This window comes from Nocardiopsis akebiae (genome assembly GCF_018316795.1).
Classification (GTDB): Bacteria; Actinomycetota; Actinomycetes; order Streptosporangiales; family Streptosporangiaceae; genus Nocardiopsis; species Nocardiopsis dassonvillei.
Genome location: NZ_CP074132.1, coordinates 4,941,348 through 4,966,823, shown reverse-complemented (window position 1 = coordinate 4,966,823; position 25,476 = coordinate 4,941,348). Strand labels below are relative to the sequence as shown.

The window sequence follows — 25,476 nt, the reverse complement described above, 5'->3', positions numbered from 1 at the left end:
CATCATGCCCACCCCCTCGACACTCCTCCTCCACCCGCACCTGTGGACGGCGTCCGTCGCCGTCCTCCTCGCCCTGCTCGGAGTGGTGGTGGGCCGGGTCAACGGCCGCCTCGTCCACCTCTTCGGCCCCGCCGTCCCGCCGCCCGCACCCGCCTCCCGCGGTTCGCTCACGCCCTCCGCCGACCGGCACGTCCAGCCCGCGCGCGACGACGCCACCGCGGTCCCCGACACGGGGGAGGACGTGCACGGCGAGCGCCGGCTTCCGCCGGAGGAGGACGACGAGGGCCCTCCGCCGCCCCGCTGCCCCCACTGCCGCGCCGAGCTGCGCTTCCTGCGCTGGTTCCCGGCGGTGGAGGCCCGGACGTTCCGAAGACGGGGGGCCTGCCCCCACTGCGAGCAGGTCGTCCGGTCCCACCCCGCGGTCGTCGTCGTGACCGCCGCCCTCTTCGGCTGCGTCGGCCTGTGGGCCGCCCTCCAACCCGACTGGTGCCCGTTCGGCGTGCTGGCCGTGCTCTGGCTGACCGCCGTCGGCGTGCCGCTGGCCGTCATCGACCTGCGGGTCATGCGCCTTCCCGACGCCGTCGTCTTCCCCGCCTACCCGGTCGCCGCGGTCCTGATCGGGCTGGCCGTCCTGCTGCCCCCCGAGGGGCCCGACACCGACCGGGCCGTCGGGGCGCTCGTCAGCATGGTCCTGGTCACGGTGCTGTACTGGCTGCTGTGGCGGGTGCACAGCGCGGGGCTGGGGTTCGGCGACGTCAAGCTCTCCGGGCTCACCGCGCTGTACGCGGGGTGGGCGGCGGGGACCCTCGGCGCGCTGGTCGCCGTGTTCTGGGCCTTCGCGGCCTTCTCCCTGGTGGGGGTCGTGCTCATGGCCCTGCGGCGGCTCACCCGCAGGGATCCCTTCCCGCTCGGTCCCTTCATGCTCGCCGCCGCGCTGGCCACCGTCCTGGTGGGAGGCGCGCTCTTTCCACAACCCTGAACCCGCGGTGCCACCGCACGGCGATCCGTGAAAGGATCGTGCACATGTTGCGTTGGCTGACCGCGGGGGAGTCCCACGGACCCGCACTCGTCGCGATTCTTGAGGGCCTCCCGGCCGGTGTGTCCGTCACCTCGGACGACATCGCCGCCGCGCTGCTCCGCCGTCGCGCCGGGTACGGACGGGGTGCCCGGATGAAGTTCGAGAAGGACCAGGTCTCCGTCATCGGGGGCATCCGTCACGGCCGCACCCAGGGGGGTCCGGTCGCGATCGAGGTCGGGAACACCGAGTGGCCCAAGTGGGAGAAGGTGATGTCCCCCGACCCGGTGCCCGCCGAGGAGCTGGAGAGCGTGGCGCGCAACGCACCGCTCACCCGGCCCCGTCCCGGGCACGCCGACCTGGTCGGCATGCAGAAGTACGGCCACGGGGAGTCGCGGCCGATCCTGGAGCGCGCCAGCGCCCGCGAGACCGCCGCCCGCGTCGCGATCGGCGAGGTGGCGCGCCAGTTCTGCCGCCAGGCCCTGGGCGTGGAGATCCTGAGCCACGTGGTGTCCATGGGGCCCGTGGCGGTGCCCGAGGACGCCCCGGAGCCGCGCCCGGAGGACCTGGCCGCGATCGACGCCGACCCGCTGCGCTGCTTCGACGCCCGGACCAGCGCCCGCATGGTCGAGGAGGTCGACGACACCAAGAAGTCCGGCGACACCCTCGGCGGCGTGGTCGAGGTGCTGGCCTACGGCCTGCCGCCCGGCCTGGGCAGCCACGTGCACTGGGACCGGCGCCTGGACGCGCGCCTGGCCGGTGCGCTCATGGGCATCCAGGCCATCAAGGGCGTGGAGGTCGGCGACGGCTTCCGCACCGCGGCCCGCCGCGGTTCGGCCGCCCACGACGAGATCGAACCCGGTCCGGACGGCGTGCGCCGCCGCACCAACCGCGCCGGAGGCGTCGAGGGCGGTATGACCACCGGCGACCCGCTGCGCGTGCGCGCGGCCATGAAGCCCATCGCGACGGTGCCCCGGGCGCTGGACACCATCGACGTCGAGACCGGCGAGCCCGCGCAGGCCAACCACCAGCGCAGCGACGTCACCGCCGTCCCGGCCGCCGGTGTGGTCGCCGAGGCGATGGTCGCCCTGGTGCTCGCCGAGGCCGCCGTCGAGAAGTTCGGCGGCGACTCGGTCGCCGAGACCGCGCGCAACCTCAGGGGCTACCTGGACGCGCTGACCGTCCGCTGACCTTCGGTCCCCGCCTCGGCGTGCTTCCGTCCCGTGCACGGACGGGACGGAAGCGGACTGGGAACCGCTCCGGCGCGCCCGCCGGAACGGTTGTCCACAGGCGCGTCCCCTGGGCTGGCGGGGCGCCAAGGGAAGGGCCACACTGGATTCGGGGCCCTCGTCGCGCTCACGGGCGACCGAGTCGCCTCCGAATCCGGGCATAGGGATGGATCGAATGTCCCCACCAGTGCCGCGGTCCGGCCTGTGGACGGCCTCTCCCGCCGATCCCGGAGGCCGGGGTCCGCTGGAGCAGGAGGGCGTGGGCCCGCTGGAGTAGTACGGCGTCGTGGCCGTGCCGTCCCCGCACGGGCGGGGGCGGTCCGCGTCCCCCCGCCGAGGGTTCGCGTCCCCCCGGCGAAGCTAAGGTGGGGGGACGGCAAGACCAAGGCGGGGGCGGCGCTACTCAGTGCGCGGTGCCCCGGATTCTCCAGATGGGAAGAGCGTGGCAAAAGCGATCGCGGTGCTCATCGGTTCGCCCGGATCGGGCAAGTCCACCGTCGGCGAGGCCCTGGCCGGGCGCCTGGGCGCCGACCTGTTGTGCACCGACACCGAGGTCGAGAAGCGCGCGGGCAAGCCCATCGGCGACATCTTCGTCGAGGACGGCGAGGAGCGCTTCCGCGCCCTGGAGCGCGAGGTCGTCGCCGAGGGGCTGCGCGCCTGGGAGGGCGTGATCGCCGTCGGCGGCGGCGCGGTCCTGGACGAGGACACCCAGCGCGACCTGGCCGAGCACCACGTGGTCTACCTCCAGGTGGAGTTCGGCGAGGCAGCCAAGCGCGTGGGCATGGACGTGGCCCGCCCCCTGCTCGCGGGCAATCCCCGCACCCGGCTGCGCCAGCTGCTCAACGAGCGCCTGCCCGTCTACGAGCGCCTGGCCAGCGTCACCGTCGAGACGACCGGCTACCACCCCGAAGAGATCGTCGACGCCATCCTGCCCTCGCTGGCCGGACAGGACTCCGGAAAGGCTCAGCAGTGACCGTGACCCGGATCGGTGTGGGCGACTCCGCCGGCCGCTACGACGTGGTGGTCGGCAGCGGGGTCCTCTCCGAACTCCCCTCCCTGGTCGGCGACGCCGCCCAGGTGGCCGTCATCCACCCCTGGGGCCTGGACGGGATCGCCCGCCCCGTGGTCGGCGCGCTGGAGGCCGCCGGTTACCGGGCGCACTCCATGCCCGTCCCGGACGGCGAGGCCGCCAAGACCGCAGCCGTCGCCGCCGACCTGTGGTCCCGGCTCGGGCAGCGGGGCTTCACCCGCAGCGACGCCGTCGTCGGCCTGGGCGGGGGAGCCGCCACCGACCTGGCCGGGTTCGTCGCCGCCACCTGGCTGCGCGGCGTGCGCTCGGTCCTGGTGCCCACCACCCTGCTCGGCATGGTCGACGCCGCCGTCGGCGGCAAGACCGGCATCAACACCCCCGAGGGCAAGAACCTCGTCGGCTCCTTCCACCCACCGGCCGGGGTCCTGTGCGACCTCGCCACCCTGCCGAGCCTGCCCCGTGCCGACTACATCGGCGGCCTCGCCGAGATCGTCAAGGCCGGGTTCATCGACGACCCCGTCATCTGCGACCTGGTCGAGGACGACCCCGAGGGCGCGGCCGAACCCGAGGGCAGGCACACCCGAGAGCTCATCGAGCGCGCCATCCGGGTCAAGGCCGACGTCGTCTCCGGGGACCTGCGCGAGAGCGGCCGCCGCGAGATCCTCAACTACGGCCACACCCTGGGCCACGCCATCGAGCGCGCCGAGAACTACACCTTCCGGCACGGCTACGCGGTCTCCATCGGCATGGTCTACGCCGCCGAACTCGCCCGCCTGGACGGCCGCGTGGGCGACGACCTGGTCCAGCGCCACCGCTCGCTGCTCTCCTCGGTCGGCCTGCCCGTCTCCTACGCCCCCCAGGCCTGGCCCGAACTGCGCGCCGCCATGAGCGTGGACAAGAAGGCCCGCGGGGCCACCCTGCGCTTCGTCGTCCTGGACGGTCTGGCGCGGCCCACCATCCTCAGCGGCCCCGCGCCCGAACTGCTGGACGAGGCGTACCGCGCGGTCACGGGCGACACCCAGGTTCCGCGAAGCCACTAGACTGCACACAGGCGACGTGCGCACCGGCGTGCCCGGGGAAGCTTCCCGAGGTGCCCGTGCCCGGCCCCACCGAACACAGACCGGGCCCCGAGTGGGCCGGTCCCCGACGTGTCAAACCCCTTGGAGAGACGACCGAAGTGGCCACGACGAACGACATCAAGAACGGCACGACCCTGCGGCTCGACGGCGGCGTCCTCTGGAACGTCCTGGAGTTCCAGCACGTCAAGCCGGGCAAGGGCGGCGCGTTCGTCCGTACCAAGCTGAAGAACGTCCTCACGGGCAAGATCGTCGACAAGACCTTCAACGCCGGGTCCAAGGTCGAGTTCGCCAACGTCGACCGCCGCGAGATGGAGTACCTCTACCACGACGGCGAGGCCTTCATCTTCATGGACACCAGCACCTACGACCAGATCCCGGTCTCGGAGGCCGTCGTCGGCGACGGCAAGGACTTCCTGCTGGAGAACACCAAGGCCACCGTGGCCACCAACGAGGGCAACCCCCTCTACATCGAGCTGCCCCCCGCCGTCGAGCTGGAGATCACCCAGACCGACCCGGGCGTGCAGGGCGACCGCTCCACCGGCGGCACCAAGCCCGCCACCGTCCAGACCGGCGCCACCATCCAGGTGCCCCTGTTCATCAGCGAAGGCGAGCGCGTCAAGGTCGACACCCGCACGGGTGACTACCTCGGGCGAGTCAACTGATGAGCGGAGCACGGCGCAAGGCACGGCGGCGCGCGGTCGAGGTCCTCTACGAGGCCGAGGTGCGCGCCACGTCGGTGGAGGACGTCATCCGGCGCCGACGGGCCCAGCCCGAACCGCCGATCAACGACTTCACCGAGAGCCTGGCCCGCTCGGTCGACGAGCGGCGTGAGCGCATCGACGAGCTCCTGGACACCTACGCCATCGGCTGGACCCTGGAGCGCATGCCGGTCGTGGACCGCAACATCCTGCGGATGGGCGCCTACGAACTGCTGTGGGCCGAGGAGATCCCGGACGGTGTGGCGATCGCCGAGGCGGTCGGTGTGGCCAAGGAGCTGTCCACCGACGAGTCCCCCAACTTCGTCAGCGGACTCCTGTCCAGGCTGATGGAGAACAAGCCGACGCTCTCGCTCTAGGGGCTGACCGGCACCGGCGCGCGGGGGACCGTCGCGGCAACGTGGATTGAGGGAACGCAGGTGACTGACAGGACCAGCGTGGCCGCGGGCGGCGGCCTCGGCGCGAGCGGGGCGACCGGCCCGGGGCGGGCCGCCAACGCGGCCCGGACCGCGGTCGTGTGGGACGCCCTCGTCGGACTGCTGGAGCGGCTCGGGGACGGGCCCCTGGAGATCGTCGACGCGGGCGGGGGCACCGGCGGCGCCGCCGTCCCCCTGGCCGAACTCGGCCACCGGGTGACCGTGGTCGAGCCCAGCCCCGACTCGCTCGCGGCCCTGGAGCGCCGTGCCGCGGAGCGGGGGGTCTCCGTGCGCGGGGTCCAGGGGGAGACCCGCGACCTGGCCGCCCTGTTCGCGTCGGCCAGCGCCGACCTCGTCCTGGTGCACAACGTGCTGGAGTACGTGGACGACCCCGCCGCGGCGCTGCGCGACGTGGTCGGCATCACCCGCGAGGGCGGCGCGGTGAGCCTGCTGGTCACCAACGCGGTCGCCGGATCCCTGCACCGCGCGCTGGCCGGACACATCACCGAGGCCCACCACCTGCTCGGCGACCCCGACGGACGCTGGGGAGAGGGCGACCCCATGCCGCGCCGCTTCACCCGTCGGCAGGTCCTGGAGCTGATTGGCCGGGCCGGACTGTCCGGTGAGAGCGTCCGCGGCGTCCGCGCGTTCGCCGACCTCGTGCCCGGGCACGCCTGGGAGGGCGACGCCCACGCCGGGCAGCACCTGGTGGAGTTGGAGAGGGCCGCCGCCGAGCACCCCGAGCTGATCGGCATCGCCACCCAGTTGCACGTCGTCGCGCACCGCGCCTGAACCCCCGTGCGGGGGCCGGGGCGTTCCCGGCACGGCATAACCTGGCTGTATGAGCCGACGCCAACTGGAACGCGGCGCCGCGATGCGGGGCATGGTCTCCCCGGAGGGCATCGCGGCGCTGGACGCGGACTTCCCCGCGGACGGCTCCGGACCGGACGGCGACTGCCACATCCTGCACCTGGACATGGACGCCTTCTTCGCGAGCGTAGAGCAGCTGCGCCACCCCGAGGCGCGCGGACGCCCGGTCATCGTGGGCGGCACCGGCCCGCGCAGCGTGGTCTCCTCCGCCGACTACCTCGCCCGCGCGCACGGCGTCCACTCGGCCATGCCCATGGCGCGGGCCCTGCGCCTGTGCCCCGACGCCCTGGTCTTCCCGCCCGACGGCCCCGCCTACCGCCAGGCGTCGGAGGCCGTCATGGACATCCTGCGCTCGGTGACGCCGCTCGTGCAGCCGCTCTCCCTGGACGAGGCCTTCCTGGACGTGTCCGGCGCGCGCCGCCGCCTGGGCGGGCCGGTGCGCATCGCCGCGATGATCCGCGAGCGGGTGCGCCGGGAACAGCGCCTGACCTGCTCCGTGGGTGTGGCCGCCACCCGCTTCACCGCCAAGCTCGGCTCCACGCATTGCAAGCCCGACGGCCTGCTGCTGGTGCCCACCGCCCACGTGCGCGGCTTCCTGGACCCGCTGCCGGTCGGGGCGCTGCCCGGGGTGGGGGACCGGACCGAGCAGACCCTGGCCCGGCTGGGCGTGCGCACGGTCGGCCAGCTGGCCCGCTACGAGCCGGACCTGCTGCGCATGGAGCTGGGTGACAAGGCCGGTACCCGCCTGGCCGAGCTGTCGCGGGGAGTGGACACCAGCACGGTCGTGCCCGAGTCCCAGGACAAGAGCATCGGCTCGGAGGAGACCTTCGACGAGGACGTGGCCGACCCCGGGGTGGTGGACCGCGAGCTGCTGAGGCTGGCCGAGAAGGTCGGGCGCCGCCTGAGGGCGTCGGGACAGGCGGGGCGCACGGTGAGCGTGAAGCTGCGTCGCGGCGACTTCTCCACCATCACCCGGTCGCGGACCCTGGCCGAGGGCACCGACGTGGCCCGCGAGATCAGCGCCGTCGCCCGCGAGCTGTACACCGCCTCCGGGTTGAGGGGGGTGCCGCTGCGCCTGGTGGGGGTGCGGGTGGAGGGGGTCGTTCCGGTGGAACAGGTGCACCGCCAGTTGGCACTGGGAGAGGAGGAATCGGGTTGGAGGGATGTTGAACGGGTTATGGATCGCGTAACGGCACGTTTCGGGCCGGGCGCGATACAGTCGGCCGTGTTGGCCAAGCGTGACGAAAACGACGTATGATGCGGCAACTTCCGGGGCCCTCGGAGCGTTCCCCAGGGTAGGACCGGAATGAGGGTAAGAAGAGAGGCATGGAAGCCGGTGTTTCCGATACAGGGCGAGGGTATCGTGGCCTCTGGTGGTCAGGTACGCACGCAGCTTTTCTTTCCACCGGGCGCTAGCTCATCGTATTCTGGGCATACCACTGACCAAGAGACTGTTCTTCAGTACCCGTCACCCCAACCGGGGACTGCCGTAGGGAGGCGCCGTGCCGCTCTCTGAACACGAGCAGCGCATGCTCGACCAGATCGAGCGGGCGCTGTATGCCGAGGACCCGAAGTTCGCGAACACCGTTCGGCAAACGAACCCCGCGGTCCATTACAAGCGCTGGATCATCAAGGCCGGACTCGGTTTCGTCGTCGGTATCGTGCTGCTGATGACGGGGTTGATGCTCCAGTCCACAGTCGCCCAGGTCGCCATCAGCGTCCTCGGTTTCCTCGTCATGCTGCTGTGCTTCCTGTGGGGCGCCAACGCCTGGCGCAAGGCCTCCGGGAGCGGCGGCGCCGACCAGGGCGCCGTGGCGGCCGAGCCCAAGCAGAAGCGCCGGGGCGGCAGCCGTCCCGGCATGATGAACCGTTTCGAGGAGCGCTGGCGCCGTCGCCAGGAGGGTGAGGAGTAGGACCCCGGTCCCACACCCTCGGCGGTCGTGCTCGGCCGTGCTCCACTGGTGGGGGATCCCGGAAGGGATCCGCGCCGGACACGCAGTTCCCCGTGGTGGGCCCCGCACAGTGGTGCGGGGCCCACCACGTTTTCCGGGCTGGCTCCCGTGCGCGGGGCGAGCATCCCGCAGGCGGGGTCCGCACACGGAACGGAGCGAGCCGGGAACCGGGCTCGCGTGCGCGGGGCCCGGCCGCCACCGCTAGGACGTCACGGGCTCGGGATCGGCCGCGCGGCGCGGACGGTGCCACGGGGCCAGCGACCGGGGCAGCAGCACCGCGCGCACGCGCGCCGCCGCGCCGACCACCCCGGTCAGCCCCGCCAGGGCCGTCCGCAGGTCCTCGCGCAACCCTTCCGGGTCCCGGGGCGAGGGCGCGTAGCGCGCCTCCTCCTCGGCCAGGGCCAGCCGCCGCAGCGCCGCCGCGGCCTCCGGCTCCACCGGTCCCGGGGCCGCTCCCGACATCAGCCCCACCGGGGCCGCGTCGGGCCGGGGCGCCGGACCGGAACCGGCCAGGCGTTCGGCCGTGGCGCGCGGGCTCTCCGCCAGCGACCACGTACCTCCCAGGTCCAGGCAGGTGTCCCGCAGCTCCCGCCACGCGGTGTGCGCGCCCGCCGTTCCCGCGCCGCCGGCCAGCGACGCCGTACGGGACCAGCGCGTCAGGGCGCGCACCAGCGCGGGCAGGGCCAACAGCAGCAGCGCACCCGCGACGGCGCCCGCCACGGGCAGCCACGACAGGTCCGGGCCGTCCCGCGCGTCGTCGCCCGGGGCGGCCACCGACGAGGAGGGCTCGTCCTCGGGCTCCTCCTCGGGGGCCTCGCTTGGCTCCTCGGCCTCCTCGGTGGCCTCCTCCCGAGGGGCGTCCGGCTCCTCGGGCGAGGGCTCCAGCGGCTCCTCCGCGTCCCCGTCCGGGTTGTCGACGCCCGTCTGCCCGCCCCGGGAGTAGTCGGGCACCGACGCCGAGCCCTGCCCCCCGGCGGAGGAGGGGGTCGGCTCGAACCGCACCCAACCCGCGCCCTCGAAGTACAGCTCCGGCCAGGCGTGGGCGTCGCCCACGGAAACCGCCCAGCGGCCGTCGCCCTGCTGCTCGCCAGCGGTGTAGCCCACCGCCACCCGCGCCGGGATGTCCACCTGCCGGGCCATGACCGCCATCGCCCCGGCGAACTGCTCGCAGTAGCCCACCCGGTCCTCGAACAGGAAGTAGGCGAGGGGGTCGGCTCCGTCGGGCACCGCGGGCGGGGACAGGTCGTAGGTGAACGCGCCCCCCGCGAAGTGGTCCTGGAGCGCCACCGCGCGCTCGTAGGGGCTCCGCGCGTCCTCGGTCAGGTCCTCGGCCAGCTCCCGCACCCGCGGGTCCAGGCCGCCGGGCAGGTCGCGGAAGTCGCCCGGCAGCGACCGCGGGCCGCCGCTGTCGGCCAGCTCCTCGGCGGAGGGCTCCCGGTCCAGGGTCTCCACGGTGAAGTTCAGCCCCGTGGGCGCGCTCTCGGTCGTGAACACCACGTGGCTCGCCGGGTCGGCGTACCACTCACCGGGCGCGTCCACCGTCCGCGCCCAGTACGGCAGCGGCAGGAAGTCCATCCCGGGCGCGTCGGAGTCCATCGAGATCCGCGTGGTCACCGCGTCGCCGGAGGGCTCCGAGCCCCATCCGGTGGGCAGCGGCAGCTCCCCGTCGACGACGGTGTCGTCCGATGCGCTGACCGGCGTCATCGTCCAGTTCGCGCCGTCGAACTCGTCCAGCACGTACGTGCGCAGGTAGTCGGGCCGTTCGGCGTCGGTCCGGTAGGTCAGCACCGTGCGGTCGGAGGAGGAGGCCAGCTCGCGCCGCAGCGAGACCAGCGGGTGCGTGGTGGTGATGCGGCCTCCGCCGGTGCCGATGTAGGTGCCGTCGGCCATCGTGTGGAGCACGTCGGTGCGCAGCGACGGCACCGCGAGCGGCACCGTCAGCGCCAGCAGGACCGCGGCGGCCGAGGCCAGCGCCACCGTCGTCGCCCTGCCCACCGCGCTCAGCACGCGGGCCGAGGAGTCGTGGCCGTCGGGGACGCGCACGCCCCACTCACGGCCGCGCACCCACACGTCCACCGCGAGCAGCAGCAGGAAGCCGACGGCGCCGCTGGTCGCGGGCAGCCAGCCCAGCCCGGCGCCGTCCACGATCAGCGGGACCGCCATCAGCACGGCCACCAGGGCGCCGACCATCCCGGGGCAGCGCGCGGTCACCGCGAGGAGGTCCGCGACGATCGCGAACAGCACGAACACCAGCGCGATGATCAGCATGACCCCGGCGGTGGAGGAGACCGGGGGCGTGCTGGTGTCGATCGTCTCCAGGCCCTCGTCGAACACCCGCAGCAGGTGCGCCGCCACGTCACCGGAGGGCAGCAGACCCAGGGGCGCGACGTGTCCGGCGAACAGCGGTGTCATCAGCAGCGCGGCCGCCAGCACCTGGAGGAACGGCACCGGGAAGGAGCTCCAGCCGCTGAGGCGGTACAGCGCGGACACGCCGCCCACCGCCGCCGTCATCACGAGGGCCGGAACCCACCAGGCCTCACCCCGTACGAGGCCGCCCAGCAGCGGCAGCGCCATCAGCAGGCAGACCAGGGTGGCCAGGGGCATCAGTGCTCTCAACGCGCAACCTTCCGAGGGGTGTGCGGCCCGGCGGCGGGAGCGGGCGCGCAGGCGCGGCGCCACAGGTCGGGCAGTTCGGCGGTGGAGCCCAGGACGAGGACGCGCCATCCGGCCCCGGTCAGCACGTCGTGGACCCCGCGCAGCGTGTCGGGGCCGGGCCAGGCGGCGTGCGCGCACAGCACGGCGACGCGCGTGCCGCGGCCGCCCGTGCGGGCCAGGGCGGCGGCCTCCTCGGAGTCCACCGCGCCCAGCACCGCCACGACCAGGCCGGTCGTCCCGCGGGATTCGGCCAGCACGCCGATCCCGCCGAGCAGCCCGGGGGTGTCGGAGGGCTCGGCGACGGCCAGGCCGTCCAGCACGCCCGACGCGCTCGTGGTCCCGACCCGGCCCCGCTCGGTGTGCAGGCGCAGTTCGTGGCCGCCGTCGATCAGGTGCACCGCCACCGAGGCGGCGGCGCTCACGGCGGTCTCCAGGGACCCGGCGGGACCCGGGTGCCCGTGCGCCCCGCGGCGCGTGTCCAGCAGGACCGCGCTGCTCTCCCGCGAGTGCTGCTCGTCCCGGCGCACCATGAGCTCACCGTGCTTGGCGGTGGACCGCCAGTGCACCTTGCGCAGGTCGTCGCCGTACCGGTACTCGCGGGGGACGGGGTCCTGCTCCCCGGCGCCGCTCATCGAACGCCGCGGCGAGTCCTCGCTCTTGGAGCCGTCCGCGGCGCCCAGCGCGGTCAGCGGGACGGTCACGGGGGTGACGAGCAGGCGCGAGGGTCCGCCCACGTCGCGGCTGACCCGCACGCACCCCAGCGGGTCGGTCACGCCGACCCACAGCGGGCCCACCGGGTAGTCCCCGCGTAGGGCCGGGCGGACCAGGTAGGCGACGTCGCGCACGGCGCGCGGGCGCAGGTAACCCACCGTGTAGCGGGGTTCGCCGCCCAGCGGCACGGGCAGTGTGTCCCGTACCGACAGCGCGGCCACCGGCCAGGTCCGCGAGGAGTTGCCCACCCGCAGTTCCACCCGGGCGTTGTGTCCGGCCGGGATGCGCACGGGGGACAGGGTGCGGCTGTGCACGACGCGGGAGGCGGCTCCCAGGACGGTCAGCGCCGACAGCGGCGGGAGCACGGTGAGCAGCACGCCCAGGCCCACGACCTCGCGCTGTCCCACGACCAGGCCGGCCACCAGGGCGGTCAGGCCGAGGATGAGCATGCAGACGCCTCGTGCGGTGAGGGTTCGGTGCGGGCGCATGGACCCTCTCTCGGGGGCGGGTGCGTACGGGGCGGGGCGGAGGGCCGCGGGCGCCGGGTCTACTGCGGTCCGGGCACGGGCAGGCGCGCGACCAGCTTGGCCACGATCTGCTCGGGGGTCAGGCGCTCCATCTGCGCCTCGGGGCCGGGCAGCAGCCGGTGCGCGAGCACCGGCACGGCCAGGGCCTGCACGTCGTCCGGAACGACGTAGTGGCGTCCGTCCAGGGCGGCGTAGGCGCGGGCGGCCTGCACCAGGTGCAGGGTGGCCCGCGGTGAGGCGCCCAGGCGCAGTTCGGGGCTGGTGCGGGTCGCGTTGACCAGGTCCACGACGTAGCGGCGCATGCCCGGGGCCACGTGCACCGTGCGCACCCGGTCGGCCAGCTCGCGGACCTGGGCGGCGCTGGTGACCGGCGCCAGGTCGTCCAGCGGAGAGTTGGAGCTGTGCGAGTCGATCATGTCGAGTTCTGCCTGGGGAGCGGGGTAGCCGACCGAGACGCGGGCCATGAACCGGTCGCGCTGGGCCTCGGGGAGGGCGTAGGTGCCCTCCATGTCGTCCGGGTTCTGGGTGGCCACCACCATGAACGGCCGCTCCAGGGCGCGGGTCTTGCCGTCCACGCTCACCTGGCGCTCGGCCATGCACTCCAGCAGGGCGGCCTGGGTCTTGGGCGAGGCGCGGTTGATCTCGTCGCCCACCACGATGTTGGCGAACACCGGGCCGGGATTGAACTCGAACTCCCGCCGGTCCTGGTGGTAGACGCTGACGCCGGTGATGTCGCTGGGCAGCAGGTCCGGCGTGAACTGCACGCGCTGCACGGAGCAGTCCACAGCCCGGCCCAGGGCCCTGGCCAGCATGGTCTTGCCGACGCCGGGGACGTCCTCGATGAGCAGGTGGCCCTCGGCGAGCAGGACCGTCAGCGCCAGGCGCAGCACCTCCGGCTTGCCCTCGATGACCGTCTCGATCGCGGCGCGGACGCGGTCGGCCACGGCGACGATCTCACCGACGTCCCCCTGGACGTCGCCCCCGCGACCGCCGTGGTGTGTACCGAGTGACACCAGACCCCTCCCGCTCCCTGTGGCTCCGCGTGTCGCTGTTCGGAACCGAGGCTAAGCCCATTCGAACCGATTGCAAACCAAAGTGCCGGAATCAGCGGCCGATTGGTTCCAGGGATGGTCAAAGAGGTCAAAGGGCTCCAACCGCCCTCCTGTTTCCTCGGTGGTGGCGCCGGTGCGGGGAGGGAGGGCGCGGAGCGGGGGAGGACCCCGGCTCCGACCGGTCCGGACCCCGCTGCGCCGGTCCGACACGCCGGACCGCCCCGCCGTGCACCCGCCCCGTCCCTGCGTGCACGCGCGCGTGCACGCGCGCCTTCGCCGCAGGTCGCCGCGGCTCCGAGGGGCCGCCCCTCCGCGACACACCCCGCGCCCTCCACCTTCCCCCACCACCGCGTCCAACGCTGTGGCCTGCGTTTTCGCGTCTTCCGGAGGTCGCAAAAGCCGGAAAGATCTGTTGACGGTGGGGAGGAGTGGAGTAAGGTGGGGCAACGTGGAGAGGGTGAATTCTCCACTTCGAGGGTGAGGGAGGTGGAAGTGTGTTCCTCGGCACCCACACGCCCCGGCTCGACCAGAAGGGGCGGCTCTTCCTCCCCGCGAAGTACCGCGACGAGCTGTCGGGGGGTCTGGTGATCACCAAGGGCCAGGAGCGCTGCCTCTACGTCTTCCCGACGGAGGAGTTCCGGCGCATCACCGACGTGCTCGCCACCACCCCGGTCACCGCCAAGGCGGTGCGCGACTACAGCCGGGTCCTCTTCGCCAGCGCCTCGGACGAGAACTGCGACAAACAGGGCAGGGTCACCATCCCGGCCAAGCTCCGCGACTACGCGGGCCTGGACCGGGAGTGCGTCGTGATCGGCGCCAACACCCGCCTGGAGATCTGGGACTCCCGGGCGTGGTCGGACTACGAGGCCGAGCAGGAACCCGCCTTCGCGCAACTGTCGGAGGAGGTGCTGCCCGGGGTGCTGTGACCCCGGCGGAAACACCGCCGGGCCGACCAGCGCAGTCCACACCCTCGCAAGCCGGAGTCCGGCAACGGCCTCCGGGCGCGGTCTCCACGAGCTGGCGCGACTTCCCCGGTGCCAGGTCGTGAGCGCGAAGCCACCGGAAGGTGGACAATAGCGGCCGTGTCCGGAGGCCCGCCGGAACCCGCCGGGCCGTGCCAAGGACACCGTGGAGCGCACCGACCGCGGCGCTACCACGGCGACTCGGGGGGAGACGGCGACAGCGTGGAGGAACAGCAGCACATGGGGGACATCGGGCAGGACGGCGGGACCGGGGGCGCCCGCCCGGGCGCGGGCGGCGTGCCCGCCGACGGGGAGCACACCACCGGGGAGCGGGCGCGCCTCGACGCGGCCCGCTCCGGAGCCGACCCCCTGCACGTGCCCGTCATGCTCGACCGGATCGTGGAACTGCTCGCTCCGGCCCTGGAACGGCCAGGCGCCGTCCTGGTCGACGGAACCCTGGGCCTCGGCGGACACTCCGAGGCGCTCCTGCGCGCCTGCCCCGGCATGCGCCTGGTAGGCGTGGACCGCGACACCACCGCCCTGGAGCGCAGCGCCGCACGCCTGGCGCCCTACGCCGACCGCACCCGCTTCGTGCACGCGGTCTACTCCGACATCCCCCGCGCCCTGGACGAGGCTGGCGCCGCCGAGGCCGACGCCGTCCTGCTCGACCTCGGCGTCTCCTCGCCGCAGCTGGACGAGACCGACCGCGGCTTCGCCTACGCCCACGACGCGCCGCTGGACATGCGCATGGACCGCGACCAGTCGCTGACCGCCGCCGAGGTCGTCAACACCTACCCGGTAGCCGAGCTCACCCGCGTGCTGCGCACCTACGGCGAGGAGCGCTTCGCCTCCCGTGTGGCCAGGGCCATCGAGCGGCAGCGCGCCCAGGCGCCCATCGAGTCCACCCGCGCGCTGGCCGAACTGGTGCGCGAGGCCATCCCGGCGGCCACCCGCCGCACCGGCGGCCACCCCGCCAAGCGCGCCTTCCAGGGCCTGCGCATCGAGGTCAACGCCGAGCTGTCCATCCTGGAACGCGCCCTGCCCGCCGCGATCGAGCGCCTGGCGGTCGGCGGCCGCGTGGCCGTGCTGTCCTACCACTCGCTGGAGGACCGGATGACCAAGAAGGCCCTGGCCGCGCTGGCCACCGACACCACGCCCGCCGACCTGCCGGTCCCCCTTCCCGAACGGCAGCCCGAACTCCGGCTGCTCACCCGGGGGGCCGAACTCCCCACGGACGAAGAGAACGAACGCAACCCACGCGCGCAGTCGGCCCGCCTCCGGGCGGCCGAACGCGTGCGACCGCCGCGGCAGTAGGGAGACCCAGATGAGCACGAGGACGGACACGCGCCGCACGCCCGTACGCGGCGGCAAGGCCCCGGCCGGGAAGACCGCCCCCGCGCGGCCCAAGCCCGCGCCCAAGCCCGCGGCCGCACCGGCCAAGCGCGCCCGGTCCGGGGGCGGTGCGCAGGGCAGGGCGCCGCGCATCCCCTTCGTCCTGCTCATCCTGTTCCTGCTGGGGGCCACGCTCGTCAGCCTGCTCGTCCTGCGCAGCGTCGTGGCCGAGGAGGCCTTCGCGATCGCCAACCTCAAGGAGGAGAACCGGGAGCTCTCCTACGAGGAGCAGCAGCGGCGCAGCACGGTCGCCGACCTGGAGAGCTCCGAGCGCATCTCCGACGAGGCCGAGGCCATGGGCATGGAGCAGGGCGGGGAGCCCCCGCTCTTCCTCGACCCCGAGACCGGTGAGATCAGCGGCGCCACCGGGAGCGGTGAGTGAGCACTCCCAGAGACCGGCGTCCCCGGAACCCCCGCAGGCCCGGAGCGGCCAACCGATCGGGGTCCCGGCCCAAAAGGAGGCCCCAGCGCGAGCCGCGCCGCCCCGACGGCGGCGCCCGACCCCCGGCGCGCACCTCGGGGCCTCCGGCGCGGAGGCGCGCGGCGGCGAGCGCACCCGCCGCGGCGGCTCCCCGCCCCCGCTCCCGCCCCTGCTGCGCCGTACCTTCCGCAGGGGCGAGCCGCCGGGCCGCATCAAGATCGGCGGCGCCCTGATCATGGCCGTCCTGCTGCTCTTCGCCGGACGCCTGGTGCAGATCCAGGTCGTGGAGGCCGAGCACTACGCCGAGGCGGCCTCCAACACGCGCCTCCAGACCATCGACATCCCCACCCTGCGCGGCCAGATCACCGACGCCGACGGCAACCCCTTCGCGCTGTCGCTGGAGGTGCGCACCGTCTTCGTCGACCCCGAGACGGTCTCCGAGGAGGATCGCGACCAGCTCGTCGAGGAGCTCGTCACCCGCTTCGGCCTGGAGGAGGAAGAGGTCGCCCAGAAGGTGGACGCCGCGCCCAGCCGCTACGAGGTGGTCGCCCGCGGGGTCCTGCCCGCGGAGTGGGAGGAGCTGGCCGACCTCAACCTGTCCGGTCTGGGCTCGCAGATCTCCTACGAGCGCGTCTACCCCGAGGAGACCGGCGCCGCCGACCTCATCGGCTTCGTCGGGTCCGAGGGCCACGGCCTGGAGGGGCTGGAGGGCTACCTCAACGACACCCTGGCCGGTGAGGCGGGCAAGCGCCGCGTCGAGGTGGGCGCCGACGGCACCCAGATCCCCATGGCGGGCGGCCTGGTCAGCGAACCCGAGCCGGGCCAGGACGTGCGCCTGACCCTGAACCAGGACATCCAGTGGTACGCCGCCCAGACCCTCGCCGAGCGAGTGGAGGAGCTGGACGCGCAGGGCGGCAGCGTCATCGTGGAGAGGGTCGGCACCGGTGAGATCCTCGCCATGGCCGACTACCCGACCTACTCCCAGAGCGACATCTCCTCCAGCTCCCCCGAACAGTGGTCCAACGGCGCGGTGGCCACGATCTTCGAGCCGGGCAGCACCAACAAGGTCGTCACCATCGGCGCCGCGCTGGAGGAGGGCATCACCACCCCGGAGACGGTCTACACCGTGCCCGACAGCATGCGGTACCTGGACGTGACGTTCAAGGACTCCAGCCCCCACGAGACCCTGCGCCTGACCACCAACGGCATCATGGCCCAGTCCAGCAACGTGGGCACCATCAAGATCGCCGACCAGGTGGGGCGGGGCGTCCTGCACTCCTACCTGGAGGACTTCGGGCTCGGCCAGCCGACCGGGCTCCAGCTGCCCGGTGAGCAGGCGGGCGTCCTCAAGGACCCGGAGGACTGGTGGGGCACCCAGCTGCCGTCGGTCTCCATCGGCCACGGCCTGTCGGTGACCGCGGCGCAGATGGCGTCCGTGTACGCCACCGTCGCCAACGGCGGGGTGAGGGTGGAGCCCCGCGTGGTCGCCGGGACGGTGAACGCCCAGGGGGAGTTCACCCCCTCGGAGGAGCCCGACCGGCGGCGCGTGTTCAGCGAGGAGACCGCCGACCAGCTCGCGCTGATGCTGGAGGCGGTGACCAGCGACGAGGGCACCGCGCCCCAGGCCCGCATCGACGGGTACCGGGTCGCGGGCAAGACCGGTACCGCCAACCGGCTCGACCCCGAGACGGGCGACTACGACGGCGGCGGGTACACGTCCACCTTCTCCGGGTTCGCGCCCGCCGACGACCCCCAGGTCGTGGTCCAGGTGGTGCTGCACGACCCGCAGCAGGACTACTACGGCGGCGAGGCCGCGGGGCCGGTGTTCAACGACGTCATGTCCTTCGCGCTCAAGACGCTGAGGGTTCCGCCGTCGGGGAGCGAGCCGCCCGCCATCCGGCTGTCGGAGGACCAGGACGCCGGTTAGGCGGTGTTTTTCTGGACATCCGCTCCCCTTCGTCCCACCCCTCGCCCGCCGCCACCCTCAACCGACGCCTACGGCGCGGTTCCCCTCACGGGAACCCGTCTCCGGCCCCTCCAGAACCCCGTGGGAGCCCGAGCCGTCCCCCACGAGCTGGGGCCGGTCCAAGAAACAGACCCCGGGCGGGCACACCCGGGGCGCACGCGTCAGACCGCGGCGCGGTCCAGGTGGGCGCGCACGGAGCGCACGTGCTCGGGGCCGGTGCGGCAGCACCCGCCCACGAGCACCGCTCCGGCCTCGTACCAGCCCACGGCGGCGCGGCCGAACTCCTCGGGGTCGGCCGTGCCGGTCCACCGTCCCCGCGCCGCGTCCCACTCCTCCCCCGAATTGGGGTAGGCCACCGCCGGCAGACCGCACGCGGCGACCGCGCGCACCAGCGCGGGGACGTGCCGGGGCGCGGTGCAGTTGACGCCCACCGCCACCAGCCGCCCGTCGGCGTGCAGCGGGGCGAGTCCGGCGGCCGCCTCGCGCAGGGGCGTGCCGTCGCTGAGGCGTTCGCCGTCGCGGCAGGAGAAGCTGATCCACGCGCGGGCGCCGGGGGTCTGGGCGAGCAGCCGGGCCAGCGCCCGGGCCTCGGCCGCCGAGGGCACCGTCTCGCAGGCGAGCAGGTCCGCCCCTGCGTCGGCGAGCACCCGCCAGCGTTCCCGGTGCCAGGCGTACAGGCCCTCCTCGTCCAGGTCGTAGTCGCCGGTGTACTCCGAGCCGTCCGCCCGGGCCGCGCCGTAGGGGCCCACCCCGGCGGCCACCAGGCCGGAGCCGAACGCGTCGCGCTCGGCCCGCGCCAGCTCCACCGAACGGGCGATCAGGGCCAGGGCCTCGGACTCGGTGGCGCCCCGTGCGGTCAGCGCCGGAACGCTCGCCTGGTATCCGGCGGCGACGGCCACGTCCGCGCCCGCCTCGAAGTAGTCCCGGTGCACCCGGCGGACGAGGTCGGGCTCCTCGGCCAGCAGCCGCGCCGACCAGAGCCCGCCGCGCAGGTCGCGTCCGTAGGCCTCCAGACGTGTCGCCAGCCCGCCGTCGAGTACCAGCGGGCGCCGCGACGGGAGGGTTCCGGTCATGCGCCACCTCCGCGTTCGGGCGGATTCGAGGACGCCTCCAGCCTAGACCCGGACGGGGCTACCTGCCCGCCGCGCCGTCCGGCCGACCCGTCGTGGCACGGCCGCTCCCGCCCCCGGCCGCGGGTTCGCGGGCCCGCCAGAGGAGGACGACCCCCCGTCAGGAAGGGACACCGGACGGTCATCGACGCGTACGGCGAACCCGCGTAACCTGGGCGAAACGCCCGGTTCGGGAAACCTCGGCGAACGCAGCGTGGAAATTACCGGCCGGTCGTCGACAGCGGTTAACCTCCACACGTGCCACCGGTAATGCGACCTGAACACACGCCACTTCGTCCACTGTCCGCCCTCGCAGCGCTGCTCGGGCCGGACGCCTCCCTCCTGCGCCCGGACCTGGGCGCGGACCGACCCCCCGAGGTGCCGGACAGGGAGGTGCACGTCCGCGGCATCACCCACGACTCCCGCAAGGTGGGGCCCGGAGACCTGTACGCCGCCCTGCCAGGAACCCGCGCGCACGGCGCCGACTTCGCCGAGCAGGCGGCCCAGGCGGGCGCCGCCGCCGTCCTCACCGACGGGGACGGGGCCGAGCGGGCCGCCGTCACCGGGCTGCCCGTCATCGTGGTCCCCGACGTGCGCGCCGCGCTGGGCACGGCGGCCTCGTGGGTCTTCAAGGACCCGGCGCAGGACCTGCTGCTGATCGGCACCACCGGCACCAGCGGCAAGACCACCGTCACGTACCTGGTCGAGTCGGGGCTGCGCCACGCCGGAATGCGCACCGGCCTCGTCGGCACCGTGGAGATGCGTGTGGGCGACGAGCGCGTCGTCTCCTCGCTCACCACACCCGAGGCCACCGACCTGCACGGCCTGTTCGCCCTCATGCGCGAACGCGGCGTCTCCGCCGCCGCCATGGAGGTCTCCAGCCACGCCCTGGCCCTGAGCCGGGTCGGCGGCACCCGCTACGACGTCGCGGTCTTCACCAACCTGTCCCAGGACCACCTGGACTTCCACTCCGACCTGCGCGACTACTTCGACGCCAAGGCCCGCCTGTTCACCCCCGAGTACTGCGACATCGCGGTGGTCAACGCCGACGACCGCTTCGGCCGCGCGCTCGTGGACATGGTGGAGGCCGACGGGCGCGTCCCCGTCACCACCTTCGCCGTGGACGGCTACAGCGACGCCGACCCCGCCACCGCCATGGAGGCCGACTGGCGGGCCGTGGACGTGCGTCTGGGCGCCATGGGGAGCGCCTTTCGCATCGTGGGCCCCGGCGGCATGGAGGCCAACGCCTCCGTCGCCCTGCCCGGTCCCTTCAACGTCTCCAACGCGATGGCCGCCATCGTCGGGCTGGTCGAGGCCGGGCTGCCGCTGGAGACCGCTATCGCCGGTGTGGCCGCCGCCCCGGGCGTGCCCGGGCGCATGGAGCCGGTCGTGGCCAACGCCGTGCCCCACGCCTTCCAGGACTTCACGGCGCTCGTGGACTACTCGCACAAGCCCGGCGCCATCGAGGCGGTCCTGACCTCCCTGCGCGCCACCACCGAGGGCGGGCTGACCATGGTGGTCGGCTGCGGGGGCGACCGCGACCGCGCCAAACGCCCGCTTATGGGCGAGGCCGCCGCGCGCCTGGCCGACCAACTGGTCATCACCAACGACAACCCGCGCACCGAGGACCCCGTGAGCATCGCCGCGTCGATGCTCGAAGGGGTCGCCAAGGTCCCCGAGGAGCACCGCGCCCGGGTCACGGTGGAGTTCGACCGGGCCGAGGCCATCCGCCTGGCCGTCGAGCGCGCCCGACCGGGCGATGTGGTGGTTGTCGCCGGGAAGGGGCACGAGACCGGCCAGTACGTCAAGGGCGAGGTGCTGCCCTTCGACGACCGCGAGGTGCTGCGCGCGGCCATCGAGGACCACCTCGGCATGAGCGCCCGGGAGCGGCTTGGCGTCGCCCTCCAGGACATCCACCGGGTGCCTGACCAGGGCTGACACCCCGACACTCCCGGAGTGCGAACCGTCTGGAGGAGGGGGCGCGGGCACCGCCCGCGCCCCCCGCGCGTCCGCGCCGGAGGGCCCGCGAGAGCTTCCGGGCAGGTGCGGGCCGAGGGTCACGAAGTGGCGCATATTGCCGCCAGTGGGGGCCCGGCGGGATTCCGGACGCCCGAAGATGTTCTAAGGTAGGTCCGGCAATCGCAGCCCGACACGTGACGCCCCCGGTGGCGACCACGACGCGGCCCATGCCGACACCGTGGTGAGGCCCGGCGCGGCAACGCGCGGCATCCGCGGTGCCATCCCCTGACCTGAGACTCCGGCCGGGTGGCCAGCCGCCCCTGTGGCGTCGTGGACCGGGCCTGACATGAGGAGTGGATTTGATCGCGCTCACGCTCGATCGGATCGCTGAGATCACCCAAACCGCCATCGGCGGATCAGCGCGCCCCGAAGCCGTCGTCGACGGCCCCGTCGTCATCGATTCGCGGCAGGCAGCGCCCGGCGCGCTCTTCGTCGCCCTGGGCGGCGAACGCGTGGACGGACACGACTTCGCCGCCTCCGCGGTCGCGGACGGAGCGGCGGCGGCCCTGGTCTCCCGGCCCGTCGACGCCCCCCACCTGCTGGCGCGGGGCGGCGACGAGGGAGTCGTCGCGGCCCTGACGCGGCTGGCCCGGCACGTGGCGCGAGAACTCAGCGATCCCCGCCGCGGAGCGGAGCGCGCCGAGGTCGTCGCGGTCACCGGATCCTCCGGCAAGACCACGACCAAGGACCTCATCGCGCAGGTCGTGGCCCGCATGGGCCCGACCGTCGCCCCGGCGGGTTCGTTCAACAACGAGATCGGCCACCCCCTCACCGTGCTGCGCGCCGACACCGGCACCCGCTACCTGGTCCTGGAGGCCGCCGCCCGCGGTATCGGGCACATCGCCCACCTGTGCGGCGTGGCCCCGCCCCGGATCGGCGTGGTCCTCAACGTCGGCAGCGCCCACATGGGGGAGTTCGGCGACCGCGACGCCATCGCCAAGGCCAAGGGCGAGCTGGTCGAGGCGCTCCCCCCGGGAGCCGAGGCCAGGGGCGCGGGAGGCGTCGCCGTCCTCAACGCCGACGACCCGCGCGTGAACGCCATGGCCGCGCGCACCCGTGCGCGCGTGGTCACCTACGGACTGGGGGAGGACGCCACCGTGCGCGCCACGGACGTGGTCCTGCGCGAGACGGGCGCACCCTCCTTCACCCTCCACCTGGCCGGGCGCACCGCCCGGGTGGAACTGGCCCTCGTCGGCGCCCACCAGGTCCACAACGCGCTGGCCGCCGCGGCGGTCGCCGACGAACTGGGCATGGGCGTGGACGAGGTCGCCGAGGCGCTCGGCGCCGCGACGCCGGTCAGCCGGTGGCGCATGGAGGTCACCGAGCACGCCGGCGCCACCCTCGTCAACGACGCCTACAACGCCAACCCCGAGTCCATGCGGGCGGCGCTGACCACCCTGGGCGCCCTCGCCCGGGACCGCCGCTCCATCGCCGTCCTGGCCCACATGGCCGAGCTCGGCGAGGACGGCGGGGTCGAGCACGAGAGGATCGGTGAGCTCGCCGCCCGCACGGGCGTGGCCCACCTGGTCGTGGTCGGCGGGGCGGCCGAGGGCATCGCAGTCGGCGCCGAGGGCGCCGCGAGGCAGGGACTGTGGCAGGGCGAGTGCGTCCGCGTGGCGGACGTTCACGAAGCCGCCGCGGCCGTGCGCGCGCGGATGCGCACAGGAGACGTCGTCATTGTGAAGGGATCACGCGTGGCAGGGCTCGAAAGGGTTATCGACCTCATCACGGAGGGTGACGCCCGGTGATCGGCATCACTCTGGCGGCGGCCCTCGCGCTCGTCGTCTCCATGGGGCTCATGCCCCCGCTGATCAAGCTCCTGTACCGGTTCAAGTTCGGCCAGGAGGTCCGCAACGACGGACCCGAGGGCCACAAGACCAAGCAGGGCACGCCCACCATGGGCGGCATCGTCATCATCCTCGGCGCCGTCGTGGGCTACTTCGGCTCCCACGTGGTGCTCCTGATCGTGCAGCCCAGCGCCAGCGGGCCCACCGCGTCGGGCCTGCTGGTGATGTTCCTCTTCGTCGGGATGGGCTGCGTCGGCTTCCTCGACGACTTCATCAAGATCTACAAACGCCGCAGCCTGGGCCTGCGCAGCGGCGCGAAGATGGTCGGCCAGGCCATCGTCGGCGTGGGCTTCGCCTACGGCGTCACCCTCTTCCCCAACGGCTACGGCTACACCCCCGCCGCCCCCAGCATCTCCTTCCTCCGCGACTTCGGCCCCCCGCTGATGATCGGCCTGTTCGTCCTGTGGGCCCTCTTCCTCATCGTCGGCTTCTCCAACGCGGTGAACCTGACCGACGGCCTCGACGGCCTGGCCACCGGCGCGACGATCCTCTCCCTGGTCGCCTACGTCATCATCGGCAACTGGCAACTGCGCCAATCCTGCGTGTCCTACCTCTCGGACAGCTGCTACACGGTCCGCGACCCCCTGGACCTGGCCGTGGTGGCCGCCTCCGTGCTCGGCTCCTGCATCGCCTTCCTGTGGTTCAACGCCCCGCCCGCCAAGATCTTCATGGGCGACACCGGCTCCCTCGCCCTGGGCGGTCTGATCGTGGGCCTGGCCATCACCACCCGCACGCAGCTCCTGCTGCTGCTCATCGGCGGCCTGTTCGTCATCATCACCCTGTCGGTGATGGTCCAGATCACCTCGTTCCGCCTCACCGGCAAACGCGTGCTGCGCATGGCGCCCCTCCAGCACCACTTCGAACTCAAGGGCTGGGCCGAACCCACCATCGTGATCCGCTTCTGGATCATCCAGGGCCTGTTCGTGGCGATCGCCATCGGGCTCTTCTACCTGGAATGGATGCCGAGGTAGGAATGGCGCACCACGCTTCCCAAACACCGTCCGGCAGCGCGCCGGAGGGCGCGCCCCTGCAGGGGAGCCGGGTCTGCGTCGCGGGCCTGGGCGTGTCCGGGCCCCCCGTGGCCAGGGCGCTGCTGGCCCGCGGGGCCCGCGTGACCGTCGTCGACGGCCGCGACGACGACACCGTCCGCCCGGTGGCCGACCGGCTCCGGGCGGAGGGCGCCGAGGTCGTCCTGGGCGACACCCCGCTGCCCGCGGACTGCGACCTGGTCGTCACCTCGCCCGGCTGGCGCCCCGACTCCCCGCTGCTGGTCCGGGCCGCCGAGGCCGGGATCGAGGTCATCGGGGACGTCGAACTCGCCTGGCGGCTCAAGCCCGCCGACCAGGTGTGGCTGGCCGTCACCGGCACCAACGGCAAGACCACCACCGTGCGCATGCTGGAGGCGATGCTGCGCGCGGACGGCCGCGACGCGCTGGCCGTCGGCAACGTCGGCACCCCGGTCGTGGAGGCGGTCCAGCCCGACGCCGGGGGCCGCTTCCGCGAGGTCCTGGCGGTGGAGCTGTCCAGCTTCCAGCTGCACTGGTCCTCCAGCCTGCGCCCGCACGCCGCGACCGTCCTCAACGTCGCCCCCGACCACCTGGACTGGCACGGCGGCCTGGAGCCCTACGCCCGGGCCAAGGGGCGGATCTACGCACGGGGCACCCTGCGCGTGGTCAACACCGCCGACGCCTGGTCGACGCGCCTGGCCGAGGAGGACGGCGACCCGCACACGCCGCTGGTCGGCTTCCGCCTGGACACGCCCCGCGCGGGCGAGGTCGGCGTGGTCGAGGACCTGCTGGTGGACCGGGCCTTCGTCGAGGACCCGCACAGCAGCGCCGAGGAGCTGGCCACGCTCTCCGACGTGCGCCCGGCCGCCCCGCACAACGTCGCCAACGCCCTGGCCGCCGCCGCCCTGGCCCGCTCGGTGGGCGTGTACCCCGGTTCGGTCCGGGCCGGACTGGCCGCCTTCGAACCCGAGCCGCACCGCATCGCCTTCGTGGCCGCCGCGGGGGGCGTGGACTACGTGGACGACTCCAAGGCCACCAACCCGCACGCCGCCGCCGCGTCCCTGGGCTCCTACCCGTCCGTGGTCTGGATCGCGGGCGGCCTGCTCAAGGGCGCCGAGGTCGACGACCTGGCCGCGATGGCCGCCGACCGCCTGCGCGCGGCCGTGCTCATCGGCGCCGACCGGGCCCGGCTGCGCGAGGCCCTGGCCGAGCACGCCCCCGAGGTGCCGGTGGTGGAGGTCGAGGGCCCCGCCGACGGGGACGGCACCGTCATGGACACGGTGGTCGCCGCCGCAGCCTCCCTGGCGCGGGAGGGCGACACCGTCCTGCTGGCGCCCGCGGCGGCCTCCATGGACATGTTCACCGACTACTACGAACGGGGCCGCCTCTTCACCGAGGCCGTACTCCGCTTGCCCTGAGTGACGGTCCCCCGCCCGCGCGTGACCGAGCGCGCGCGGGCGGACCCCACTGTGCCCTCCGCCACGCCCCGAGCCGCCAAAGA

At 73.8% G+C, this 25,476-nt stretch carries 21 protein-coding genes; 17 read left to right on the top strand and 4 right to left on the bottom strand.

Features of this window, described 5'->3' with window-relative positions:
- Positions 1–4 precede the first annotated feature (4 nt).
- The 9 genes from KGD83_RS21250 (at position 5) to KGD83_RS21210 (ending at position 8,268) form a co-directional block, all read left to right on the top strand.
- Positions 5–979: a prepilin peptidase gene (locus tag KGD83_RS21250; protein WP_212640838.1), complete on the top strand. Its 975-nt coding sequence runs from the start codon at positions 5–7 to the stop codon at positions 977–979.
- Between the two features lie 44 nt (positions 980–1,023).
- Positions 1,024–2,205: a chorismate synthase gene (aroC, locus tag KGD83_RS21245; RefSeq protein ID WP_212640837.1), complete on the top strand. Its 1,182-nt coding sequence runs from the start codon at positions 1,024–1,026 to the stop codon at positions 2,203–2,205.
- A 499-nt stretch (positions 2,206–2,704) separates the two neighbouring features.
- Complete coding sequence (locus tag KGD83_RS21240; RefSeq protein ID WP_212644538.1) at positions 2,705–3,217, top strand: shikimate kinase; 513 nt, start codon at positions 2,705–2,707, stop codon at positions 3,215–3,217.
- Positions 3,214–4,314, top strand: a complete 1,101-nt coding sequence (gene aroB / locus KGD83_RS21235) for a 3-dehydroquinate synthase (RefSeq protein ID WP_212640836.1) — start codon at positions 3,214–3,216, stop codon at positions 4,312–4,314. The genes KGD83_RS21240 and aroB overlap by 4 nt, the downstream gene beginning before the upstream one ends.
- 137 nt (positions 4,315–4,451) lie before the next feature.
- Positions 4,452–5,015 (top strand): elongation factor P, encoded by a 564-nt coding sequence (efp, locus tag KGD83_RS21230; RefSeq protein ID WP_212640835.1) that lies wholly within the window; start codon positions 4,452–4,454, stop codon positions 5,013–5,015.
- Positions 5,015–5,428 carry a transcription antitermination factor NusB gene (nusB, locus tag KGD83_RS21225; protein ID WP_212640834.1) on the top strand — a complete coding sequence of 138 codons (414 nt, stop codon included), beginning with the start codon at positions 5,015–5,017 and terminating at the stop codon, positions 5,426–5,428. Before efp ends, nusB begins: the two co-directional genes overlap by 1 nt.
- A 60-nt stretch (positions 5,429–5,488) precedes the next feature.
- A complete protein-coding gene (locus KGD83_RS21220) occupies positions 5,489–6,277 on the top strand; it encodes a methyltransferase domain-containing protein (RefSeq protein WP_212640833.1) in 789 nt (262 codons plus the stop codon).
- A gap of 82 nt (positions 6,278–6,359) precedes the next feature.
- A complete protein-coding gene (gene dinB / locus KGD83_RS21215; RefSeq protein ID WP_212644537.1) occupies positions 6,360–7,613 on the top strand; it encodes a DNA polymerase IV in 1,254 nt (417 codons plus the stop codon).
- Between the two features lie 244 nt (positions 7,614–7,857).
- Positions 7,858–8,268, top strand: coding sequence for a DUF3040 domain-containing protein (locus tag KGD83_RS21210; protein ID WP_212640832.1), 411 nt, complete (start codon positions 7,858–7,860; stop codon positions 8,266–8,268).
- A 240-nt stretch (positions 8,269–8,508) separates the two neighbouring features.
- Here KGD83_RS21210 and KGD83_RS21205 read toward each other — a convergent pair whose 3' ends face one another.
- Genes KGD83_RS21205 through KGD83_RS21195 form a run of 3 tightly spaced genes read right to left on the bottom strand, consistent with a single transcriptional unit; the run spans position 8,509 to position 13,213 of the window.
- Positions 8,509–10,911 carry a DUF3488 and transglutaminase-like domain-containing protein gene (locus KGD83_RS21205; RefSeq protein ID WP_212644536.1) on the bottom strand — a complete coding sequence of 801 codons (2,403 nt, stop codon included), beginning with the start codon at positions 10,909–10,911 and terminating at the stop codon, positions 8,509–8,511.
- Between the two features lie 8 nt (positions 10,912–10,919).
- Positions 10,920–12,161 carry a DUF58 domain-containing protein gene (locus KGD83_RS21200; RefSeq protein ID WP_212640831.1) on the bottom strand — a complete coding sequence of 414 codons (1,242 nt, stop codon included), beginning with the start codon at positions 12,159–12,161 and terminating at the stop codon, positions 10,920–10,922.
- A 59-nt stretch (positions 12,162–12,220) separates the two neighbouring features.
- Positions 12,221–13,213 (bottom strand): AAA family ATPase, encoded by a 993-nt coding sequence (locus KGD83_RS21195; protein WP_212640830.1) that lies wholly within the window; start codon positions 13,211–13,213, stop codon positions 12,221–12,223.
- A gap of 533 nt (positions 13,214–13,746) precedes the next feature.
- On the opposite strand from KGD83_RS21195, the gene mraZ reads away from it, so the two are divergent.
- From mraZ to KGD83_RS21175, 4 genes are all read left to right on the top strand, one after another.
- A complete protein-coding gene (gene mraZ, locus KGD83_RS21190; protein WP_212640829.1) occupies positions 13,747–14,178 on the top strand; it encodes a division/cell wall cluster transcriptional repressor MraZ in 432 nt (143 codons plus the stop codon).
- 276 nt (positions 14,179–14,454) lie between these two features.
- Positions 14,455–15,528: a 16S rRNA (cytosine(1402)-N(4))-methyltransferase RsmH gene (gene rsmH / locus KGD83_RS21185; protein ID WP_212644535.1), complete on the top strand. Its 1,074-nt coding sequence runs from the start codon at positions 14,455–14,457 to the stop codon at positions 15,526–15,528.
- A gap of 10 nt (positions 15,529–15,538) precedes the next feature.
- Complete coding sequence (locus tag KGD83_RS21180; protein WP_212640828.1) at positions 15,539–15,988, top strand: hypothetical protein; 450 nt, start codon at positions 15,539–15,541, stop codon at positions 15,986–15,988.
- Positions 15,981–17,954, top strand: coding sequence for a peptidoglycan D,D-transpeptidase FtsI family protein (locus tag KGD83_RS21175; RefSeq protein ID WP_449411141.1), 1,974 nt, complete (start codon positions 15,981–15,983; stop codon positions 17,952–17,954). The genes KGD83_RS21180 and KGD83_RS21175 overlap by 8 nt, the downstream gene beginning before the upstream one ends.
- Positions 17,955–18,154: 200 nt before the next feature.
- On the opposite strand, the gene mmuM is transcribed toward KGD83_RS21175, so the two are convergent.
- Positions 18,155–19,066, bottom strand: a complete 912-nt coding sequence (mmuM, locus tag KGD83_RS21170; protein WP_212640827.1) for a homocysteine S-methyltransferase — start codon at positions 19,064–19,066, stop codon at positions 18,155–18,157.
- Between the two features lie 306 nt (positions 19,067–19,372).
- On the opposite strand from mmuM, the gene KGD83_RS21165 reads away from it, so the two are divergent.
- From KGD83_RS21165 to murD, 4 genes are all read left to right on the top strand, one after another.
- Complete coding sequence (locus KGD83_RS21165; protein WP_212640826.1) at positions 19,373–21,040, top strand: UDP-N-acetylmuramoyl-L-alanyl-D-glutamate--2,6-diaminopimelate ligase; 1,668 nt, start codon at positions 19,373–19,375, stop codon at positions 21,038–21,040.
- A gap of 380 nt (positions 21,041–21,420) precedes the next feature.
- Positions 21,421–22,869: a UDP-N-acetylmuramoyl-tripeptide--D-alanyl-D-alanine ligase gene (locus KGD83_RS21160; RefSeq protein ID WP_212640825.1), complete on the top strand. Its 1,449-nt coding sequence runs from the start codon at positions 21,421–21,423 to the stop codon at positions 22,867–22,869.
- The gene (gene mraY / locus KGD83_RS21155) at positions 22,866–23,939 is read left to right on the top strand and encodes a phospho-N-acetylmuramoyl-pentapeptide-transferase (protein ID WP_212640824.1); all 1,074 of its coding nucleotides are present in this window, start codon (positions 22,866–22,868) and stop codon (positions 23,937–23,939) included. The genes KGD83_RS21160 and mraY overlap by 4 nt, the downstream gene beginning before the upstream one ends.
- A gap of 2 nt (positions 23,940–23,941) precedes the next feature.
- On the top strand, positions 23,942–25,393 hold the full coding sequence (gene murD, locus KGD83_RS21150; RefSeq protein ID WP_212640823.1) for a UDP-N-acetylmuramoyl-L-alanine--D-glutamate ligase: 1,452 nt from the start codon (positions 23,942–23,944) through the stop codon (positions 25,391–25,393).
- The last annotated feature ends 83 nt before the right edge of the window (positions 25,394–25,476 follow it).

Excerpts from the sequence above, each read along its gene's own strand:
- dinB (WP_212644537.1), top strand. The coding sequence starts at position 6,360 with ATGCGGGGCATGGTCTCCCCGGAGGGCATCGCGGCGCTGGACGCGGAC.
- KGD83_RS21205 (WP_212644536.1), bottom strand. The coding sequence starts at position 10,911 with ATGCCCCTGGCCACCCTGGTCTGCCTGCTGATGGCGCTGCCGCTGCTG.
- KGD83_RS21250 (WP_212640838.1), top strand. The coding sequence starts at position 5 with ATGCCCACCCCCTCGACACTCCTCCTCCACCCGCACCTGTGGACGGCG.
- mmuM (WP_212640827.1), bottom strand. The coding sequence starts at position 19,066 with ATGACCGGAACCCTCCCGTCGCGGCGCCCGCTGGTACTCGACGGCGGG.
- aroC (WP_212640837.1), top strand. The coding sequence starts at position 1,024 with ATGTTGCGTTGGCTGACCGCGGGGGAGTCCCACGGACCCGCACTCGTC.
- KGD83_RS21200 (WP_212640831.1), bottom strand. The coding sequence starts at position 12,161 with ATGCGCCCGCACCGAACCCTCACCGCACGAGGCGTCTGCATGCTCATC.
- nusB (WP_212640834.1), top strand. The coding sequence starts at position 5,015 with ATGAGCGGAGCACGGCGCAAGGCACGGCGGCGCGCGGTCGAGGTCCTC.
- rsmH (WP_212644535.1), top strand. The coding sequence starts at position 14,455 with ATGGGGGACATCGGGCAGGACGGCGGGACCGGGGGCGCCCGCCCGGGC.
- KGD83_RS21165 (WP_212640826.1), top strand. The coding sequence starts at position 19,373 with ATGCGACCTGAACACACGCCACTTCGTCCACTGTCCGCCCTCGCAGCG.
- KGD83_RS21180 (WP_212640828.1), top strand. The coding sequence starts at position 15,539 with ATGAGCACGAGGACGGACACGCGCCGCACGCCCGTACGCGGCGGCAAG.
- murD (WP_212640823.1), top strand. The coding sequence starts at position 23,942 with ATGGCGCACCACGCTTCCCAAACACCGTCCGGCAGCGCGCCGGAGGGC.